Below are 18,323 nucleotides of genomic sequence, written 5' to 3'. Positions count from 1 at the left end.
AGACCACCATGTCCGACACCCGTCTGAACAGCATCATCCGCGCTTTCGAATCGGGCAAGGCCGCGCACGCCGCCTTCGCCAAGCTGGACAAGCAGACCGCCATCGAGATGAGCGATTCGCCGTATGACGGCATCGTCTTCGAAATGGAGCACAACCCGTACGACGTGAGCGCGCTCGGCGACGCGCTGCAGTACATGCTGAGCCGCAAGCAGATCGCGGAATCCGGATCGATCGCGCCGAAGGTGACGCCGCTCGCCCGCATCCCGGCCAATGGCGCGGAGATGAACCAGAGCTTCGCGAAGCAGGTGCTCGATCGCGGCGCCTACGGCGTGATCTGGCCGCATGTGGCGACCGTCGAGCAGGCGTACAACGCGGTCGCGTCGTGCCGCTATGCGCGTCCGAAGAACGCGCCGCTGTACGAGCCCAAGGGCGTGCGCGGCGACGGCCCGGCCAATGCGGCGCGCTACTGGGGCCTGTCGATGCAGGACTATTACCAGAAAGCCGACGTCTGGCCGCTCGCGCCGCAAGGCGAGATCCTCGTCGGCCTGATGTGCGAAAGCACGCAGGCGATCGAGAATCTCGACGACATCCTCGCCAATGTGCCGGGCATCGGCTTCATCCTGATCGGCGAAGGCGATCTCAGCCAGGAGCTCGGACTGCCGCGTCAATACGAGCATCCGGAAGTCGCCGCCGCGATGCGTCAGATCGCGGAAACGTGCCACAAGCACAATGTCGTGGTCGGCAATCCGCACGTCACGGCGAAGAATCATCGCCGCCTGCAGGAAGAAGGCTATCGATTCCTGATGTCGGCGCCGGCCCGCACCTACGGCGTGGTCGGTCTCGCACGCGAACTGGCGGGCTACTGATGAACGGCGCCGAAAGTCTCGTCGCGACCCTGGTCGGGCAGGGCGTGGACATCTGCTTCGCCAATCCGGGCACGTCGGAGATGCATTTTCTCGCCGCGCTGGGCCACAACCCGAAGATGCGCAGCGTGCTGTGCCTGTTCGAAGGCGTGGCCACCGGCGCCGCCGACGGCTATTACCGGATGAAGGACATGCCCGCTTCGACGCTGCTGCATCTGGGCCCGGGCCTCGCCAATGGCCTCGCGAACATCCACAACGCGAAGCGCGCGTCGTCGGGCATGGTGAACGTCGTCGGCGAGCATTCGGTGTCGCATCTCAAGTACGATCCGCCGCTGACGTCCGATATCGAAGGCCTCGCGCGGCCGCTGAGCCACTGGGTGCGGCGCGCGGCGTCGCCGGACACGATCGCGTGGGACGCGGCGCAGGCGGTGGCCAAGGCGAGCGAGCATCCGGGGCAGATCGCCACGCTGATCCTGCCCGGCGATACGTCGTGGCAGCCGGTCGCGCAAACGCCCGCGCTTGCGCCCGCGATCGTCGAACGACGCAAGGCGCCGAGCGCCGCGCGCATCGAGCACGTCGCGCGCGTGCTGCGCTCGGGCGAGCCGACGTTGATCGTGCTCGCGAACAAGGCGACACGCGGCGCGGCGCTGGAGAAGGCCGGACGCGTGAGCGCGGCCACCGGCGCGCTGCTGGGCTCGCAGTTCTTCACCGCGCGCATCGAGCGCGGCGCGGGACGCGTGCCGATCGCGCGCATTCCGTACGCGGTCGCGCAGGCCACCGCGTTCCTCGGGGACTTCAAGCACATCGTCACCGTGGAAACGCGCGAGCCGGTGGCGTTCTTCGCCTATCCGGACAAGCCGAGCCTGCTCAAGGCGGAAGGCACGCTGGTGCACGCGCTCGTCGAAGCCGACGAAGACAGCGAACTCGCCTTCGACATGCTGTTGCAGGCGCTCGGCGCCGCCGACACCGCGCCGGTCCTTCAGCATCGCATCGAGACGCCGACGCCGACAGGCGCGCTCAATCCGACGAGCATCGCGCATGCACTGGCAGCGGCGTTGCCCGAGCACTGCATCGTCGTGGACGAGTCGCTGACGACCGGGCGCGAATCCATGAGCCTCACGATGGGCGCGCTGCCGCACGACCTCATCAACAACATGGGCGGCTCCATCGGTTACGCGACGCCCGTTGCGACCGGCGCGGCGCTGGCCTGTCCCGATCGACGCGTGTTCTGCATGGTCGGCGACGGCAGCGCGATGTACACGATCCAGTCGCTCTGGACGCAGGCGCGCGAGAGCCTGAACGTCACGACGATCATCTTCGCGAACAACAGTTACGCGATCCTCAAGGCGGAGTACGCAAACATGGGCGCGGGCGCGCCCGGCGAGCGGGCGCTGTCGATGATCGATATCGACAAGCCGCGCATCGACTGGCTGGCGATGGCCAAAAGCATGGGCGTGCCGGCCGTGGCCGTCGAGACCGCCGAAGATTTTCACAAGGCGATGGTCGATTCGACGCGCGAGCCGGGTCCGTGTCTCATCGAAGTCCGGCTGTAATTCCGTTATTCGACTTTCAAGGTTCAAGCACAAGGAGCGGTATTCATGACAACGACCCTGACCGGAGCACCGACGCTGCGCGTCAATCTGGCCGAGTACGCGGTGACCAGAGCGATGCGCGATGCGCGCGTGAAGTCGGACCTCGTCAACCTCGACTACTGCGGTCCGACGCCCGCGCACAACGGCTTCAAGGCGATGGTGCGCGAGAGCAGGTTCGACGCCGGCGAGCTGGCGATCGTCACGTTCCTGCAGGCGAAGGCGTACGGAAAGCCGTACGTGTTGCTGCCGACGCCGATCTCGGGACGTTTCCAGCATCACTGCGCGGGATACAACCTCGACTTCGGGCATCTCGATCCGAAGGACATCGAGGGCAGGAAGGTCGGCGTGCGCACCTATACGCAAACGACCGCGCTATGGATTCGCGGCATTCTGCGCCACGAATACGGTGTCGATCTCGACAAGGTCACATGGATGACGCTGGGCGACGGCCACCTCGCGGAGTACAGCGATCCGCAGAACTGCCAGCGTCTGCCGGCAGGTTCCTCGATCCCGCAGATGATGCTCGATGGCGAACTGGCCGCTGCGCTGCTCGGCGAGGACATGCCGAAGGACGAGCGCGTGCGCACCCTCGTGCCCGATGCGCACAACGCCGCGAAAGACTGGTTCGCGCGCAGCGGCGTGGTGCCGATCAACCATATGTTCGCGGTGCACGAGAACGTGTCGACGGAGCGGCCGGACATCGTCCGCGAGCTGTACCGGATGATCGTCGAGAGCCGCTCGCTCGCCGAAGGCGTGCCGGCCGCGTTCCCGCCGATCGGACTCGAAGCGAACCGCAATGGCCTGCAACTGGCAATCGACTGGGCGCTCGACCAGAAGATCATCCCGCGCCGCCTGTCCGTCGACGAGCTGTTCGACGATGTGACCGGCAGCCTCGGCTGACCAGAAAGACGAGGCGCGAAGTGGCGGACATTGCCCGACAAGACGTGAAAAGGCGCGAGAATCGTTGGGTCATCCTGGTGCTGCTGGCGCTCGGCCTGATGATCTCGCACATGGACCGCACGAGCGTGTCCGCTGCGTTCGCGGATCATCATTTCGTCGGCGACTTCGCGCTGACACATGTCGAGCGCGGCTGGCTCGGCTCCGCGATGTTCTGGTCCTACGGCCTGCTGCAGATGCCGATGGGATGGCTGGTCGATCGCTACGGCGTGAAATGGCCTTATTCGATCTGTTTCCTGCTGTGGTGCCTCGCCGCGGCGGCCACGGGCGTCGTCACCACGCTCGGCGCGCTGATCCTGATGCGCCTTCTGATCGGCGCTGCGGAATCGGTGGTGGTGCCCGCCACCTATCGGTATCTCGCCGATCACTTCGACGAGACCCGCAAGGGCACCGCGCTCGGGATCTACTCCATCGGCGGCAAGATGGGGCCGGCGCTCGGCGCGCCGATCGCGGCGTGGCTCATCGCGATCACTTCGTGGAAGGCGATGTTCGTCGTCACCGGTCTGGCCGGGCTGATCTGGCTGCTGCCGTGGCTGCTGATGCTCGAGAACGATTTCCCTTCGAAGGCGCAGCTCGCGACGGCCAGGCAACGGGCAGCATCGGTTCCACTGCGCAATCTGCTGTCGAGTCCGGTGGTGTGGGGCGGTCTGATCACGAATTTCTGCTACAGCTATTTCGCGTTCTACTGCATGACGTGGATGCCGGCTTATCTGGTCGAGCAGCGCGGCCTTTCGCTGGAGCAGTCGGGTCTCTACACCTTCTTCAGTTTCGTGGGCATCGCGATCGTGGCGGCGCTCGCCGGATGGGCGGCGGACCGGCTGATCGCGCGTGGCCACGATGCGGTGGCGGTGCGCAAGTCGTTCATCGTGACCGGGTTCGTCGGTGGCACCACGGTGCTGTTCGGCGCGTACACGCGCTCGCCGCAGATGGCCTTGTTCTGGAATGTCGTCTCGCTATCGCTGCTGGGCTTCGTCACCGCGAACAATCTCGCCCTGGTCAAGCTGACCTTGATTCCGAAGCAGGCAGTGGGTCTCAACACGGGCTTGCAACAGGTGGCGACGAGTCTCGCGGGTGGGGTTTCGGCCAGTCTGTCGGGCTGGCTGCTTCATGTCGGACACAGTTACACGCTGCCCATGCTGGCGATCTTCATGTTCCTGTTGCTCGGCGCGACCAGCACCGTGGTGCTGCTGCGGCGCGAGTGGGCCCCGAAAGTCAATGAGAGCGCGTTCGACGCGCGTCAGTACGAAGAGCGTGCCGCGTCATGACGCGGGTGCGCGGAACGCCATCGCCGTCGGCCCCTGCACGAGATGACGTCACGTCCCTGCTGCGCCATGCTTCGCTGACGCGCTTTCTGATCGCACGCGTCGGTTCGATCACCGCTCAGCAAATGCTGATGCTGGCGATCAGCTGGCATATGTACGATCTCACGTCGAGTGCATGGGATCTGGGCCTCGTCGGGCTATTCCAGTTCATACCCGGGCTCGCGACGACGCTTCTCGCCGGTCATTGCGCCGATCGCATGCATCGCGGACGGATGGTCGCAATATGTCTCGCGGCACAGGCCGTCACGGCGGCGTTGCTGGTCGTGTCGACGGCCACGCACAGCGTGACGCGCGAGGTATTGCTCGGGCTCTCGCTCGTGCTCGGCGCCATCCGTCCGTTTCAGATGGCAGGCCAGCAGGCGCTGCTGCCGATGCTCGTCCCGCCTTCGCTGCTCGCGCGGTCGATGGCGCTGAGCACGGTGGTCCAGCAAATCTCCGTCATCGCCGGACCGGCGTTGGGCGGAGTGCTCTTTGCGATCAGCGTCGTCACGGTGTATCTGACGAGCGCCGCGTTGTTCTGCATGAGCGCCGTCATGTACGCGTTCGTGCGATACGACTACATTCCGTCGCCGCGCGAGCCCGTCACCGCAGAGTCGATACTCGCCGGCTTGCGCTTCATCTGGCGCAACCCTTTGCTGCTCGGCGGCATTTCCCTCGATCTGTTCGCAGTGCTGTTCGGCGGCGCGACGGCGTTATTGCCCGTCTACGCGAAAGAGATTCTGCACGTGGGGCCGCAAGGTCTGGGCTTGCTGCGCTCGGCTCCCGCGGCGGGCGCGCTTTGCGTGGGTCTGATCCTGTCGCGACGTGCGATCGGCAGCGGCGTCGGCAAGAAGCTCCTGATCGCGGTGGCCGTCTACGGAATCTCCATTGCGGGCTTCGGGCTCTCGCGATGGTTCCCGGCTTCGCTGTTGCTGCTCGCGATCTCGGGCGGCGCGGACACCATCAGCGTGATCGTGCGGCAGACGCTGGTTCAACTGGAGACGCCGGATCGCATGCGCGGACGCGTCGCGGCGGTCAATACGTTGTTCATCGGCGCGAGCAATCAGCTAGGCGAATTCGAATCCGGCGTGACTGCATCGGCGCTCGGCGTGGTCGGCTCGGTCGTCCTCGGCGGCTGCGCGACGATACTCGTGAGCCTGATGTGGAGCCGCCTTTTCAAGCCGCTCGCAACACGCGATGCATTGCGCTGAGGTCGCCGGCGCGCGTTGCGCCTTAACGTTTCGGTTAAGCGCGCCGCCGGTTATTTCAATAGACCGAAGCATCGATCCTCTCGATGATGTTCCTATCGACGCAGACGGTGGCGCGGAAGACATATGAGAAGTCAGACCACATCGCTCAAGTTCTTCGTGAATGACTGGTTCGGCAAGGACGAGACATTCCGGGTGACCCGACCCGTTCGTTCGCGGGAGCGGCCGTGGCGCGCCGTGCGCGTCGAAGTGATGCGATCCTCCGCGACGTTCGCCCTATTCTTCTTTCAGCACGGCGACGGCTCATGGTGCGTCTATCCGCCCGCAGCCGTGCAGCCCAGCATGAAGTGGCCCTGAGGCCGGGCCATTTTCATCGCGTCTTTCTCACCTTCCATCCAATCGATCCGGCTCGCTTGCCGTGCGTCCTCGTCGGGATTGTTTTCCGCAGCCCATGCGATCGGGATAAACACAGTTCCCGAGTTGTTGCGGCGCACAGAAATGCAAGGCCGTGCTGGTGTTTGCCCTAGTTTTGCAACCTGCTAAGCTATGTGAGCAAGTCGAATGCACTCGTCGATGCAGCTCCGCAACATGCTTGGGAGGTGTCGCCATGAAATCGCTGATCACAGTGATTGTCGCGTTGGCTTTTGCCGCACCGGTTCTCTCGTTCGCGCAGGCGAATCAGCAGTCCCTCACACGCGCGCAAGTCCGCGCCGACGTGGTGAAAGCCGAAAGGGCGGGATACGGGCCGACTGCCTGGGCGGATTTTCCCGAGGGCGAAATTCAGGCAGCGGAGTTTCGTGCCGCGGCACAAAAGGCGGCCGCAGCCGGCTATGGCCGTGACTGGAGCGGCGCTTTCCAGTCGGGTGATGTGGCCCGGTGATATCGGCGGGTGAACGTGCTGGCGAGTGAACCCGAGACGCCGTCTCGGCCCGCTCCGTCGCGCTCAACCCCTGCCGCTTTGCAATCGTTGGGTCTCGATCTCCGAGCGACAGGACATCCCATGCTGCAGCCATTTGCGTCGTCAGAACCTTTTACTATCGGCGTCGAGCTCGAAATTCAGGTCGTCAATACCCACGACTACAATCTGACGAAGGCAACGACGGAGTTGCTGAATCGAGTCAAGGAAGAGACTTTTGCGGGGGCGATCAATCCGGAAACGACAGAGGGGATGATCGAGCTGTCGACCGGCGTGTGCAAGGACTTCGATCAGGCGCGAAGCGAACTGCAGGCGTTGCGCGATACCTTGGTCCGGGCGGCCGATTTTCTGAATGTCGGGGTGTGCGGCGGCGGCACGAATTTCTTCCAGAACTGGTTCGACCAGCGTTCCGACGGGCGAGAACGCTCCGAATACCTCATGGGGCTGTACGGCGCCCTTTACCAGCAATTCACGATCTTCGGCCAGCACGTTCATGTTGGCTGTCCGGATGCCGACTCGGCGCTCGTTCTGCTCCATTCGCTCTCGCGATATGTCCCGCACTTCATCGCCCTGGCTGCTTCGTCTCCGTTCGTTCAGGGAAGCGACACACAGTTTCAGTGCGCGAGACTCAATTCCGTTGCGCCGTTTCCTTTGTCGGGGCAAGCGCCTTTCGTCACGCAATGGTCCGACTTCGAAGCCTATTTCGATCGAATGACGAACACGGGCCTCGCCAAGAGCCTGAAAGACTTCTACTGGGATATACGGCCGAGCCCGGGATACGGCACGATCGAAGTACGCGTGATGGACACGCCGCTACGCGTCGAATGGGCGGCGGCGATTGCCGCCTATATTCAGTCGCTTTCGAGGTATCTGCTCGTCGAGAAACCGTTGCGCCTCAGTGAGCGCGATTACGAGGTGTACCGGGCGAACCGGTTCATGGCCTGCCGCTTCGGGCTGGACGGAACGTGCGTGAATCCGGAGACCGGGCACCGCGGCCCGATTCGCGACGAGATTCTTGCCACGCTGGATGCGATCGCCGGCCATGCGCAGGCGCTCGGCGCGGAGGAAGGTCTCGATATCATCCGGCGTGCCGTGAGCGCCGGTCAGAGCGATGCAACCTGGTTGCGCCGAATCTACGATGCACACGATTCGTTGCACGAAGTCGTCCGTCAGCAGTGTCAGGTCTGGCGTGGCGATCGATTGCCGCAATAGGCGCTGCAACGCTTCGCATGCCCTCACCAGCGCAGGAGCCGCGGACCTAGCCACGCGCCGATGAGCGCCGGCAACGACATGCCGATCGCATACCACGCGCCCCAGAATGCGGGACTCATCTCGGGGCAGTGCAGGCAGTAGACGATCGTCGCCGTCGAACTGGCCAGCAATCCCGCGATGGCGCCGGCAAGCCGCAGGCGCGTCGGCGCGAGCGATCGCATCGCCCAGATCGCGGCGGGAAAGGTCGGTATCGAGAGCAGCAGGATATTGAACGGGCACGTGCGCCACGTCTGACCCAGCACGAGCGTCCAGCGCGCGGCGGGATCGGCCCGGTCGAAGACCAGCCAGCCGGCGATCCAGACCGCCGCGAACGGCAATGCGACGATCGCCCACGAGTACCCCACGCGCGCGCCGGGCCGGCCGACCCGGCCGACGGTGAGCATTGCGCCGACGGCGATGGCGAGCGGAAATGCCAGCTTCGCCCAGAAGACGCCGGTGCGCGCGACCGTGCCGAGATCGTGACGCACGCCGAACACGATGCTCATCAACACGAGCGAGCCCGCCGCCCCTAGCAGCAGAGCCTGAACGAACCGGCGCGAAACGGCCGCACGGTCCACGCGCGTCACCTGATTCGACAGGAGAGTGATCAGTTCGTCGGTGTTCATCGCAGCCCCCGGATTTTGGCGGCAAGCGCTTTCAGACCGCGATGCACGCCGACCTTCACGGCCGATTCCGACAGACCCGTGAGCCGCGCCGTTTCCGTCACCGAAAGACCCTCGAGTTTCATATGAACGATGGGCAAGCGTTGCTTGTCCGGCAGATGTTCGAGCAGCTTGCCGACGTCGTGGCGCGCCTGCGCGGGTTCGTCGTCGGTGGCGGCGAGCAGTTCCTCGTGATCGTCGAGCGGGACGTTCAGCGACTCGCGGCGCGCATGCGCGCGGAAGAAGTCCATCAGCTTGTAGCGGGCGATCGCGTGCAGCCAGGCCGTCAACGGCTCATCCGGACGATAGGTGTGACGCGCGTTATGCACCGCCAGCAGAATTTCCTGGACGAGATCTTCGACATCGTCGGGACGATGCGCGATGCGCTTTCGCAGATAGCCGCGCAGATGCCGCGTGAGAGCCTGCAGGAAGCTGCGGTACGCGTTCTGATCGCCATCGAGTCCGCCGATGAACAGTGCTTTCAACCGGCTTTCCGCATCTTGCGACATGGTTCCTGTAGGTCCGATGCAACGGGTCGAAGTAACCGGCGGCGCGAGCGCCGCCACGCAGGCGAGGGAGACGCCGCGTTTCAGATCGATCGTTTCAGAGTAGCCGAAGCCGTGACGCGCCTCAATAGCGCCTTCCTGGTCCATGGTCGTCGTTCACCTCCTGCCTTGCGTTAGTTCGTCGTTTCGGCGTCGCGCGTTACAGCGTGACCTGAAATTTTTTCGGCTGGTCATCGAAACGAATCGGCTGTAACCGGAAGCGCGCCCGACACGAATTAACCGGTAACCCAGTCGAAATCGACGATCGAGGTGACCCATATGGAAACGATGAAAGCGCCCCTCAACGCAGCGCACGAACGATCGCCCCGCGATGCACCGGTCCATCCGCTGTGGCTGCGCATCACGCACTGGCTCAATGCGTTCGCCGCGCTGATCATGATGTTCTCCGGCTGGCGCATCTACGACGCATCGCCGGTATTCCGGCAAATCGTCATTCCGCCGTCGATCACGCTCGGCGGTTGGCTCGGCGGCGCGCTGCAGTGGCACTTCGCGGCCATGTGGCTGCTGGTGTTCAACGGCATCGTCTATATCGCGCTCAACGTCGCGAGCGGCCGTTTCGTTTCGAAGTTCTTTCCCGTTTCGCCGCGCGCCGTGTTGCACGACCTGCTCGCCGCATTGAGCGGTAAGCTCTCGCACGCCGATCTGCGCCACTACAACGCCGTGCAGAAGCTCGCCTATCTCGCGGTCATCGTCGATCTGATCGTGCTCGTGCTGTCAGGGCTCGCGATCTGGAAGTCGGTGCAGTTCCCGCTGCTGCGCGAACTGATGGGCGGCTACGACAACGCGCGCATCGTGCACTTCTGCGCGATGGCGTTCATGGCGGCGTTCGTCGTCGTGCATGTGGCGATGGTCGCGCTCGTGCCGCGCTCGCTGCTGACGATGCTGCGCGGCCGCTGATGAACCTCGGGAACACACCATGAAAACCGACGTTAAACGAATCATCGAGGTCGATCGTGCGTCCGTGCTGGCCGATGCGCGCCGCGAACTCGACATGCCGTCGCGGCGACTGTTCGGCAAACGCATGCTGACGCTGGGCGGGCTCGCGCTTCTGAGCGGCTGCTCGATCACCGATGACCAATCGGTCAACACGTTCCTCACCGCGGTATCGCGCCTGAACGATCGCGCCCAGGCCCTGCTCTTCGATCCGAAGCAGCTCGCGCCGACCTACACCGAGGCACAGCTCACGCGGCCGTTTCCGTTCAATGCGTTCTACGGCATCGACGACGTGCCGGAGGTGAACGGCGACGATTATCGCCTGAAAGTGAGCGGCCTCGTGACCGGGCAGCGCGTATGGACCTTGCCGCAGCTATACGCGCTGCCGCACGCGGAGCAGATCACCCGGCACATCTGCGTCGAGGGATGGAGCGCGATCGGGCGCTGGGGCGGCACGCCGTTCTTCGAGTTTCTGCGGCGCGTGGGCGCGGATACCACGGCGAAGTACGTCGGCTTTCGCTGCGCCGACGACTACTACGAAAGCATCGACATGCCGACGGCGCTGCATCCGCAGACCCTTCTGACGTTCGAATACGACGGCCAGCGCCTGCCTGCGAAATACGGCTATCCGATGAAGCTGCGCATGCCGACCAAGCTCGGCTACAAGAACCCGAAGCACATCGTCGAGATATTCGTCACCAACACGTACCCGGGCGGCTATTGGGTCGACCAGGGCTACAACTGGTTCGGCGGCTCCTGAGCGCCGCGCCATCCACCGGTTCCGGATTGTCCGGATGCCATGTTTGACTCACCAAGGAGAGAAGCAATGAAGCGATCGATGAAGGCAGTTCTCGCGGCGATGCTGATGATGGGCGCATCGGCCGCGTTCGCTCAGGCGAGCGGCACGATGTCGAACGATTCCATGTCCAAGGACGCGATGTCCAAAGACACGATGAAGAAAGACAGCATGTCGCACGACTCGATGGGCAAGAGCGACAAGATGAAGAAGCACGGTGCATCGGGCATGGATCATCCCGCATCGGGGGCGATGTCGCAGTAGGCCGGCGATGTTCGCGCGGGCCCGTTCCTGCATCGGGCCCGCGCCTTCCGTTCGTCGGACCGCAGGCACACACTCTGTATGATCCTTTCGTACACTTGAAGGCACCCGGCGCCTCCCGCGCACTGTGGCATTCACCTCGAATCAGGATCATCGATGTCGTCGAACACGAAGCAGAAAGTCACGCATCCGGGCAAGCAGGACCTGGAAGCCATGTCGATCTTCCGCTATGAACTGCGCAAGTTTTTGCGCGTGTCGGAGGAGATCTCCAATGCAGCCGGCATCACGACGCTTCAGTATCAGTTGCTGCTGCACATTCGCGGTTTTCCGGAGCGGCAGTGGGCCACCGTCGGCGAGCTCGCCGAACGCCTGCAGGCCGCGCCCAACGGCACGGCCGCGCTGGTGTCGCGTTGCGAGGCGGCGGGCCTCGTCACGCGCAAAACCGACAAGACCGATCGCCGGCAGGTGCAGGTGCATCTGACGGCAAAAGGCGAGCGATGCCTGCTCAAGCTCGCGGCCGAGCACAAGGCGCACTATGGTTCCTTCGGCTGGGTGTTCAGCGAGAAAACAGCGTGAACCGATAGTCCCGAAGGAGGCCTTGATCGGAAGGCGAGGCGAATTTATGTCACAATGTGCCTTAAATTTGCTTTGGCCATGACCTGATGCGCATTCCTGGATTCATCGACAAGCGGACACTCTTGCGCGCGAGGAGGCTGTGGCTGCACTACGGCGTGTTCTGGCTCGGCGCGGTCGCGACCGGGCTCGTCGCGGTCATGTACGCGCGGCTGATCGACATCGGATACGACGCCTTTCTGCGCATCACCGCCATCTGGTGGTGGCTGCCGCTGCTGATCACGCCCGCCATCGCCGCGTTCTGCGTATGGGTGACGCGCCGCTTCTTTCCAGGCTCGGAAGGCAGCGGGATTCCGCAAGTCATCGCGGTGCTGCACGACGGCCGGGAACTGGGACCGCGGCTGCTCACCGTGCGCATTCTGATCGGCAAGATCGCCGTGTCGTTTCTGTCGATCCTCGGCGGCTTCACCATCGGACGCGAAGGACCGACCATCCATGTAGGCGCGGCGCTCATGTTCAGCCTGCGCCGTTTCTATCCGTCGCGTCTGCGTAGCATGCGTGGCGGCGGGCTCGAACGCAAGCTGGCGCTCGCGGGCGCGGCGGCCGGACTCTCCGCTGCATTCAACGCGCCGCTCGCGGGCGTGGTGTTCGCCATCGAAGAGCTCACGCGCAGCTTCGAGCAGCGAACCAGCGGCGTGCTGATCACGGCGATCATCTTCGCCGGTATCGTTTCGCTCGCGCTGCAAGGCAACTACACCTATTTCGGCACGATCGATTTCAGCGGGCACTTTCCGGATTCGCTCGCGCTTGCCGTGGTTCTGCTCGGCGCGGTGACCGGCGTCGCGGGCGGCATTTTCTGCTGGCTGCTGCTGAACACGCAGCGCTGGATGCCGTCGCGGGTCGTGAGCTGGCGTCAGTCGCACCCGATTGCGTTCGGCGGTGCATGCGGCCTCGTCATCGCCGTGATCGGCGTCGCCGCGGGCGGTCACACCTTCGGCAGCGGCTATGCCGAAGCGCGCGGCATGCTCGAAGGCGGTTCGCAGCTCGGCGCGAGCTATCCGCTGCTGAAAATGGCGTCGATGATCGGTTCCTATCTGCCGGGCGCGCCGGGCGGATTGTTCGCGCCTTCGCTGGCGATCGGAGCGGGCATCGGCAATGCGCTTCATCTCGTCTTCGGCGGCATGCAATTGCCGATGCTGATCGCGCTCGGCATGGTGGGCTATCTCGCCGCGGTCACGCAGAGCCCGATCACGGCATTCGTGATCGTCATCGAGATGATCAACGGGCATGCACTCGTGCTGTCGCTGATGGCCACGGCGTTGATCGCGAGCCAGGTGTCGAAGCTGTTTGCTCCGCCGCTGTATGAAGCGCTGGCGCAGAAATACATGAGCAAGTGAGACGCGCGGGAAGGCGCGCATCGGCCTGACGGTCTAGCGAAAAATCCCTATTTCCGGCCGATCATTGATTCACTCTGCCATTAGCGATACTCTTGAACCGTTCGTGGCCGTCGAATGCTGGTCAACCCGGAGACAATCGTTTCGTGAACCGAGCGCGGGCTTTCTCCTGCATCCTCATCTCGAGCGCGATCCTTATCGGATGCGGCAAGGACGGATCGCGAAATGCCACTCCGGACGCGGGCGCGTCCGCGAGTTCGGCGCCGGTCCAGCCCGCAGAGGCGGCGAGCGCCGCAACCGCCGCATCCGGCCCGCCGCCTGTCGTCGCGAAGGCGCAGTTGCCGGGGGAAGCCGCCGAAACACTGCGTCTGATCAAAGCGGGCGGTCCGTTCCCGTTCGGCGAGGACGGTGTCCTGTTCCGCAACAGCGCGGGATTGCTGCCGGAGCATCCGCGCGGCTATTACCACGCATACACCGTTCGCACGCCCGGCTCGGCGGATCGCGGGCAGCGCCGCATCGTATGCGGCGGACCGCGCAGGCAGACCGGCAACTGCTACTACACTGACGATTACTACGTTAGTTTCAAACGCATCGGCGAATAAGCCGAGCCCTCGCTTCTCCTCACTCATGTTCCGCGCGGCTCGCACAGGCCGCGCCTTCCTCGGCGCATCTGCGTTCGTCCAGTCTCGCGCGCACGCTCGTCAGCGCTACGCCGCCTCTTTCCCCCCATCGGATTACCGACGCAAATACAAAGTAACGCGCGGTAACGTTTGCGGTGATTGGCACATTGATCGGCAATTCGATGCATCGAACGATGCCCTATCTTTCGATACGGCGATTGAACCCGCCGAGCGGAATGACAGTTCGATGCGACGACGAAGCGCGCAGGCGAGATGTCCCATCAACGAGAAGATCTATCTGAGGAACAGGCCAATCATGAATTCAGGAAAGAAGCTGCACAACCCGTCAATCGATTTGCGGCGCTGCGCGCGTGTCGCGGCGTGCGCGTTGTTGACATCGCTCGGTGCGATATCGGCCTCGCATGCCGCCAGCTTTCATTGTCCGCGCAACGCATCCGCTTCGGAGCGGCTCGTTTGTTCGGACCCGGAGCTTTCATCGCTCGACGACAAATTGGCGGTCGCATTCCGCGCGGCGCATGACGCGGCGTCCGACGCGGCGGCACTCGACGCCGACCGCGTGACGCAATGGCAATGGCGTCAGCGCAACTGCAAGGACAAGGCGTGCGTGGCGGACTGGTACACGCGCCGAATCGCCGAACTGGAAGCGGACGTCGAACATGGACGGACGCAGACCGTGAACAAGATCAAGTCCGGCGTCGCCGAACAGCAGCTCGCGCCATCGGCCGAAGCAGCCGTGTTCCGGTTGAAGGGGCTTGCTGCCGCAAAGGACGAACAGACGAGCGCTGTCCCCGATGTTCCCGCGGAGATCGAGAAGGGTGCGCCGCCCGTGCCGGCGAGGCCGTCCGCGCTGCAGACCGGCTCGACTACGGAGTCCGGACCGACTCGCGCCGTTCTTGGACAGGCGGGCGTCGAACATCTTCGGAGCGTATCGCCGGCGCGTTACGAGACCGCGGCTGCGGCGCCGGTGCTGAATACGGCCGCCGCGCCTCATTCGGCGCTGACCGGCTCCGGGACTACGTCATGCAAGACCGATTGCGCGCAGCGGCAAGTTCGCATCGCTTTCTAGGCGTGCTGCTGACGGACGACGAACGAGGGAGGGAAAACGCGCCGTGAGGCGCGTTTTTCGTTGGACGCGCGCCCTGTCTAAGTACGGTTTTCGTTATCGGAAGCCGATCATCTCTCGAAAGCGTTGATCGAGAGAATCGGCAACATGGTCGTGAGCGATATTCAACAGGCCAATGCGCAGTAAAGCCCGCTGATCGTGCCCGCCGCGCCGAGACCAAAGCCTAGTGCGATGTTTCCCACGGTGGTGGCACACCCGCTGAAGGAGCAGACGAGCAGAAGTGCGACGATCGAAACGGTGAGCTTGCGCATGAGTGACGGACTCGATTGGATAGAAGCGGGGAAAAATGCCTTCGACGGGCGGCATCGGAGGCCGGAGCCGATCGTAGCAACGCAGCCGATATTCATTGCGCGGAAAAGACAGGCAAGCGGCCCGGGCGTTACCAACTATTTCGCGAGATAGCCTCTCCCGGCGCCCGCGTTTTGCAACTCTTATATAAGACATAAGACATAAGACATTTGACGCGGCGCGCCATCGGGGTTAGAATCGCGACAAAGCAAAGCCCGGAACAGCCTCGGCGTGTCTGGAAGCCTTCCCCTGAAACGCAATATCAACGGTCCCCCATGCTTGAAAATTTTCGCGCTCATGTAGCCGCGCGCGCCGCGCTCGGTATTCCTCCCCTGCCGCTGACAGCGCAGCAGACCGCCGAACTGGTGGAATTGCTGACGAATCCGCCCGCAGGCGAAGAGCAGACACTGCTCGACCTGATCACCAATCGCGTGCCTGCCGGCGTGGATGACGCAGCGCGCGTGAAGGCGGGCTTCCTGGCGGCCGTGGCGAAAGGCGAGACCGCCTGCGCGCTGATCTCGCGCGAGCGCGCCACCGAATTGCTCGGCACGATGCTGGGCGGCTACAACATCCAGCCGCTGATCGAACTGCTGTCCGACGAGCAAGTTGCCGCCGTCGCCGCCGACGCGCTGAAGAAAACCCTGCTGATGTTCGACCAGTTCCACGATGTCAAGGAACTGGCCGACAAGGGCAACGCGCACGCGCGCGCCGTGATGCAAAGCTGGGCGGACGCCGAATGGTTCACCAGCCGTCCGGAAGTGCCGCAGAGCCTGACCATCACCGTGTTCAAGGTGACGGGCGAAACCAATACCGACGACCTGTCGCCGGCCCCGGACGCCACCACGCGCCCGGACATTCCGCTGCACGCGCTGGCCATGCTGAAGAACGCCCGTCCCGGCATCACGCCGGAAGAAGACGGCAAGCGCGGCCCGGTCAAGTTCATCGAATCGCTGAAGGAAAAGGGCCATCTGGTCGCCTACGTGGGCGACGTGGTCGGCACCGGCTCCTCGCGCAAGTCGGCCACCAACTCGGTGCTGTGGTTCACGGGCGAAGACATTCCCTTCATCCCGAACAAGCGCTTTGGTGGCGTGTGCCTCGGCGGCAAGATCGCCCCGATCTTCTACAACACGATGGAAGACGCCGGCGCACTGCCGATCGAGCTCGACGTATCGAACATGGAAATGGGCGACGTGGTCGAGCTGCGCCCGTACGAGGGCCGTGCGCTGAAGAACGGCGAAGTGATCGCCGAGTTCCAGGTCAAGTCCGACGTGCTCTTCGACGAAGTGCGCGCCGGCGGCCGCATTCCGCTGATCATCGGCCGTGGATTGACCGCGAAGGCGCGTGAAGCGCTGGGTCTGCCGCCGTCGAACCTGTTCCGCCTGCCGCAGCAGCCCGCCAACAGCGGCAAGGGCTTCTCGCTGGCGCAGAAGATGGTCGGCCGCGCCTGCGGCCTGCCCGAAGGCCAGGGCGTGCGCCCGGGCACGTACTGCGAACCGCGGATGACCTCGGTCGGCTCGCAAGACACCACCGGTCCGATGACCCGCGACGAACTGAAGGACCTCGCATGCCTCGGCTTCTCGGCCGACCTCGTCATGCAGTCGTTCTGCCACACCGCCGCGTATCCGAAGCCGGTGGACGTGAAGACGCACCAGACGCTGCCGAACTTCATCAGCACGCGCGGCGGCATTTCGCTGCGTCCGGGCGACGGCGTGATCCACTCGTGGCTGAACCGCATGCTGCTGCCCGACACCGTGGGCACCGGCGGCGATTCGCACACGCGCTTTCCGATCGGCATCAGCTTTCCGGCCGGCTCGGGCCTGGTCGCCTTCGCGGCCGCCACCGGCACGATGCCGCTGGACATGCCGGAATCGGTGCTCGTGCGCTTCAAGGGCAAGATGCAGCCGGGCGTGACCCTGCGCGATCTCGTCAATGCCATTCCGCTGTACGCCATCAAGCAAGACATGCTGACGGTAGCGAAGCAAGGCAAGAAGAATATTTTCTCGGGTCGCATTCTCGAAATCGAAGGCCTGCCCGATCTGAAGGTCGAGCAAGCGTTCGAACTGTCGGATGCGTCGGCTGAGCGCTCGGCCGCCGGTTGCACGGTCCACCTGAACAAGGCGCCGATCATCGAATACCTCAACAGCAACATCACGCTGCTGAAGTGGATGATCGCGCAGGGCTATCAAGACCCGCGCAGCCTGCAGCGCCGCATCAAGGCGATGGAAGCGTGGCTGGCCGATCCGCAACTGCTGCAACCGGATGCCGACGCCGAGTACGCCGCCGTCATCGAGATCGATCTGGCCGACATCCACGAGCCGATCGTGGCCTGCCCGAACGATCCGGACGACGTGAAGACGCTCTCGGACGTGGCCGGCGCCAAGATCGACGAAGTGTTCATCGGTTCGTGCATGACCAACATCGGTCACTTCCGCGCCGCGTCGAAGCTGCTGGAAGGCAAGCGCGACATTCCGGTCAAGCTGTGGGTCGCGCCGCCAACCAAGATGGACCAGAAGCAGCTGACCGAGGAAGGCCACTACGGCGTCTTCGGCACGGCGGGTGCGCGTACCGAAATGCCGGGCTGCTCGCTGTGCATGGGCAATCAGGCTCAGGTGCGCGAGGGCGCGACGGTCATGTCGACCTCGACCCGTAACTTCCCGAACCGTCTGGGCAAGAACACGAACGTGTACCTCGGCTCGGCGGAACTGGCGGCGATCTGCTCGCGTCTGGGCAAGATTCCGACCAAGGAAGAGTACATGGCCGACATGGGCGTGCTCAACGCCAACGGCGACAAGATCTATCAGTACATGAACTTCGACCAGATCGAAGACTTCAAGGAAGTCGCCGATACGGTGAACATGTAAGCATCCTCTCGGGCTGCGGCGTGCTGTTGCGCCGCCGCACTACGAAATGGCGCCGCAGGCTGAATGCCTGCGGCGCCATTTTTTTTCGTGGAGCGCCGTGGCGGGGAAACCTTGCGCGCATGATCGCCGGCTATATC

19 protein-coding genes are annotated in these 18,323 nt (G+C 63.9%); 16 read left to right on the top strand and 3 right to left on the bottom strand.

What is annotated here, in order from left to right; translation table 11 throughout:
- The first annotated feature begins 8 nt into the window (after positions 1–8).
- The 8 genes from U4Y90_RS24105 to U4Y90_RS24070 all read left to right on the top strand — a co-directional run bounded on the left by U4Y90_RS24105 (position 9) and on the right by U4Y90_RS24070 (position 8,049).
- On the top strand, positions 9–866 hold the full coding sequence (locus U4Y90_RS24105; protein WP_321798308.1) for an HpcH/HpaI aldolase family protein: 858 nt from the start codon (positions 9–11) through the stop codon (positions 864–866).
- On the top strand, positions 866–2,416 hold the full coding sequence (locus U4Y90_RS24100) for an acetolactate synthase large subunit (protein ID WP_321798306.1): 1,551 nt from the start codon (positions 866–868) through the stop codon (positions 2,414–2,416). Before U4Y90_RS24105 ends, U4Y90_RS24100 begins: the two co-directional genes overlap by 1 nt.
- A gap of 45 nt (positions 2,417–2,461) precedes the next feature.
- Complete coding sequence (locus U4Y90_RS24095) at positions 2,462–3,355, top strand: phosphate ABC transporter substrate-binding protein (RefSeq protein WP_321798304.1); 894 nt, start codon at positions 2,462–2,464, stop codon at positions 3,353–3,355.
- A gap of 44 nt (positions 3,356–3,399) precedes the next feature.
- A complete protein-coding gene (locus U4Y90_RS24090) occupies positions 3,400–4,677 on the top strand; it encodes an MFS transporter (RefSeq protein WP_321798302.1) in 1,278 nt (425 codons plus the stop codon).
- Complete coding sequence (locus tag U4Y90_RS24085) at positions 4,674–5,924, top strand: MFS transporter (RefSeq protein ID WP_321798300.1); 1,251 nt, start codon at positions 4,674–4,676, stop codon at positions 5,922–5,924. The genes U4Y90_RS24090 and U4Y90_RS24085 overlap by 4 nt, the downstream gene beginning before the upstream one ends.
- A 123-nt stretch (positions 5,925–6,047) precedes the next feature.
- On the top strand, positions 6,048–6,278 hold the full coding sequence (locus tag U4Y90_RS24080; protein ID WP_321798299.1) for a hypothetical protein: 231 nt from the start codon (positions 6,048–6,050) through the stop codon (positions 6,276–6,278).
- A 250-nt stretch (positions 6,279–6,528) separates the two neighbouring features.
- The gene (locus U4Y90_RS24075) at positions 6,529–6,801 is read left to right on the top strand and encodes a DUF4148 domain-containing protein (protein WP_321798297.1); all 273 of its coding nucleotides are present in this window, start codon (positions 6,529–6,531) and stop codon (positions 6,799–6,801) included.
- A gap of 120 nt (positions 6,802–6,921) precedes the next feature.
- Positions 6,922–8,049, top strand: coding sequence for a YbdK family carboxylate-amine ligase (locus U4Y90_RS24070; protein ID WP_321798359.1), 1,128 nt, complete (start codon positions 6,922–6,924; stop codon positions 8,047–8,049).
- Between the two features lie 23 nt (positions 8,050–8,072).
- On the opposite strand, the gene U4Y90_RS24065 is transcribed toward U4Y90_RS24070, so the two are convergent.
- Positions 8,073–8,714, bottom strand: coding sequence for a DUF1109 domain-containing protein (locus U4Y90_RS24065; protein ID WP_321798296.1), 642 nt, complete (start codon positions 8,712–8,714; stop codon positions 8,073–8,075).
- Complete coding sequence (locus tag U4Y90_RS24060; protein ID WP_321798295.1) at positions 8,711–9,259, bottom strand: sigma-70 family RNA polymerase sigma factor; 549 nt, start codon at positions 9,257–9,259, stop codon at positions 8,711–8,713. Before U4Y90_RS24060 ends, U4Y90_RS24065 begins: the two co-directional genes overlap by 4 nt.
- Positions 9,260–9,574: 315 nt before the next feature.
- Between U4Y90_RS24060 and U4Y90_RS24055 the strand changes: the two genes are divergently transcribed.
- From U4Y90_RS24055 to U4Y90_RS24025, 7 genes are all read left to right on the top strand, one after another.
- On the top strand, positions 9,575–10,213 hold the full coding sequence (locus tag U4Y90_RS24055; RefSeq protein WP_321798294.1) for a cytochrome b/b6 domain-containing protein: 639 nt from the start codon (positions 9,575–9,577) through the stop codon (positions 10,211–10,213).
- A 19-nt stretch (positions 10,214–10,232) separates the two neighbouring features.
- Positions 10,233–11,009 carry a molybdopterin-dependent oxidoreductase gene (locus U4Y90_RS24050; RefSeq protein ID WP_321798292.1) on the top strand — a complete coding sequence of 259 codons (777 nt, stop codon included), beginning with the start codon at positions 10,233–10,235 and terminating at the stop codon, positions 11,007–11,009.
- A 66-nt stretch (positions 11,010–11,075) separates the two neighbouring features.
- Entirely contained in the window at positions 11,076–11,309 is a 234-nt protein-coding gene (locus U4Y90_RS24045; protein ID WP_321798291.1) for a pentapeptide MXKDX repeat protein, read from the top strand.
- Positions 11,310–11,462: 153 nt separating this feature from the next.
- Positions 11,463–11,882 (top strand): MarR family winged helix-turn-helix transcriptional regulator, encoded by a 420-nt coding sequence (locus tag U4Y90_RS24040; protein ID WP_321798289.1) that lies wholly within the window; start codon positions 11,463–11,465, stop codon positions 11,880–11,882.
- Positions 11,883–11,968: 86 nt separating this feature from the next.
- Positions 11,969–13,276 carry a chloride channel protein gene (locus tag U4Y90_RS24035; RefSeq protein ID WP_321798287.1) on the top strand — a complete coding sequence of 436 codons (1,308 nt, stop codon included), beginning with the start codon at positions 11,969–11,971 and terminating at the stop codon, positions 13,274–13,276.
- A 143-nt stretch (positions 13,277–13,419) separates the two neighbouring features.
- Positions 13,420–13,875 (top strand): ribonuclease, encoded by a 456-nt coding sequence (locus U4Y90_RS24030; protein WP_321798285.1) that lies wholly within the window; start codon positions 13,420–13,422, stop codon positions 13,873–13,875.
- A gap of 334 nt (positions 13,876–14,209) precedes the next feature.
- A complete protein-coding gene (locus tag U4Y90_RS24025; protein ID WP_321798283.1) occupies positions 14,210–14,980 on the top strand; it encodes a hypothetical protein in 771 nt (256 codons plus the stop codon).
- Positions 14,981–15,141: 161 nt separating this feature from the next.
- Here the strand turns inward: U4Y90_RS24025 and U4Y90_RS24020 are convergent, their stop codons facing one another.
- Entirely contained in the window at positions 15,142–15,288 is a 147-nt protein-coding gene (locus U4Y90_RS24020) for a hypothetical protein (protein ID WP_321798282.1), read from the bottom strand.
- A 312-nt stretch (positions 15,289–15,600) separates the two neighbouring features.
- On the opposite strand from U4Y90_RS24020, the gene acnB reads away from it, so the two are divergent.
- A complete protein-coding gene (gene acnB / locus U4Y90_RS24015; RefSeq protein WP_321798281.1) occupies positions 15,601–18,186 on the top strand; it encodes a bifunctional aconitate hydratase 2/2-methylisocitrate dehydratase in 2,586 nt (861 codons plus the stop codon).
- Positions 18,187–18,323 lie beyond the last annotated feature (137 nt).

The sequence above is a fragment of the Caballeronia sp. J97 genome (assembly GCF_905220305.1).
GTDB lineage: Bacteria > Pseudomonadota > Gammaproteobacteria > Burkholderiales > Burkholderiaceae > Caballeronia.
The sequence above is the reverse complement of the archived record's forward strand: the minus strand, read 5'-3'. Positions and strand labels throughout refer to the sequence as shown.

Coding starts and splice junctions, on each gene's coding strand:
- U4Y90_RS24050 (WP_321798292.1), top strand. CDS start 10,233: ATGAAAACCGACGTTAAACGAATCATCGAGGTCGATCGTGCGTCCGTG.
- U4Y90_RS24060 (WP_321798295.1), bottom strand. CDS start 9,259: ATGTCGCAAGATGCGGAAAGCCGGTTGAAAGCACTGTTCATCGGCGGA.
- U4Y90_RS24080 (WP_321798299.1), top strand. CDS start 6,048: ATGAGAAGTCAGACCACATCGCTCAAGTTCTTCGTGAATGACTGGTTC.
- U4Y90_RS24065 (WP_321798296.1), bottom strand. CDS start 8,714: ATGAACACCGACGAACTGATCACTCTCCTGTCGAATCAGGTGACGCGC.
- U4Y90_RS24025 (WP_321798283.1), top strand. CDS start 14,210: ATGAATTCAGGAAAGAAGCTGCACAACCCGTCAATCGATTTGCGGCGC.
- U4Y90_RS24095 (WP_321798304.1), top strand. CDS start 2,462: ATGACAACGACCCTGACCGGAGCACCGACGCTGCGCGTCAATCTGGCC.
- U4Y90_RS24040 (WP_321798289.1), top strand. CDS start 11,463: ATGTCGTCGAACACGAAGCAGAAAGTCACGCATCCGGGCAAGCAGGAC.
- U4Y90_RS24055 (WP_321798294.1), top strand. CDS start 9,575: ATGGAAACGATGAAAGCGCCCCTCAACGCAGCGCACGAACGATCGCCC.
- U4Y90_RS24035 (WP_321798287.1), top strand. CDS start 11,969: ATGCGCATTCCTGGATTCATCGACAAGCGGACACTCTTGCGCGCGAGG.
- U4Y90_RS24105 (WP_321798308.1), top strand. CDS start 9: ATGTCCGACACCCGTCTGAACAGCATCATCCGCGCTTTCGAATCGGGC.
- U4Y90_RS24075 (WP_321798297.1), top strand. CDS start 6,529: ATGAAATCGCTGATCACAGTGATTGTCGCGTTGGCTTTTGCCGCACCG.
- U4Y90_RS24020 (WP_321798282.1), bottom strand. CDS start 15,288: ATGCGCAAGCTCACCGTTTCGATCGTCGCACTTCTGCTCGTCTGCTCC.
- acnB (WP_321798281.1), top strand. CDS start 15,601: ATGCTTGAAAATTTTCGCGCTCATGTAGCCGCGCGCGCCGCGCTCGGT.
- U4Y90_RS24085 (WP_321798300.1), top strand. CDS start 4,674: ATGACGCGGGTGCGCGGAACGCCATCGCCGTCGGCCCCTGCACGAGAT.
- U4Y90_RS24100 (WP_321798306.1), top strand. CDS start 866: ATGAACGGCGCCGAAAGTCTCGTCGCGACCCTGGTCGGGCAGGGCGTG.
- U4Y90_RS24070 (WP_321798359.1), top strand. CDS start 6,922: ATGCTGCAGCCATTTGCGTCGTCAGAACCTTTTACTATCGGCGTCGAG.
- U4Y90_RS24045 (WP_321798291.1), top strand. CDS start 11,076: ATGAAGCGATCGATGAAGGCAGTTCTCGCGGCGATGCTGATGATGGGC.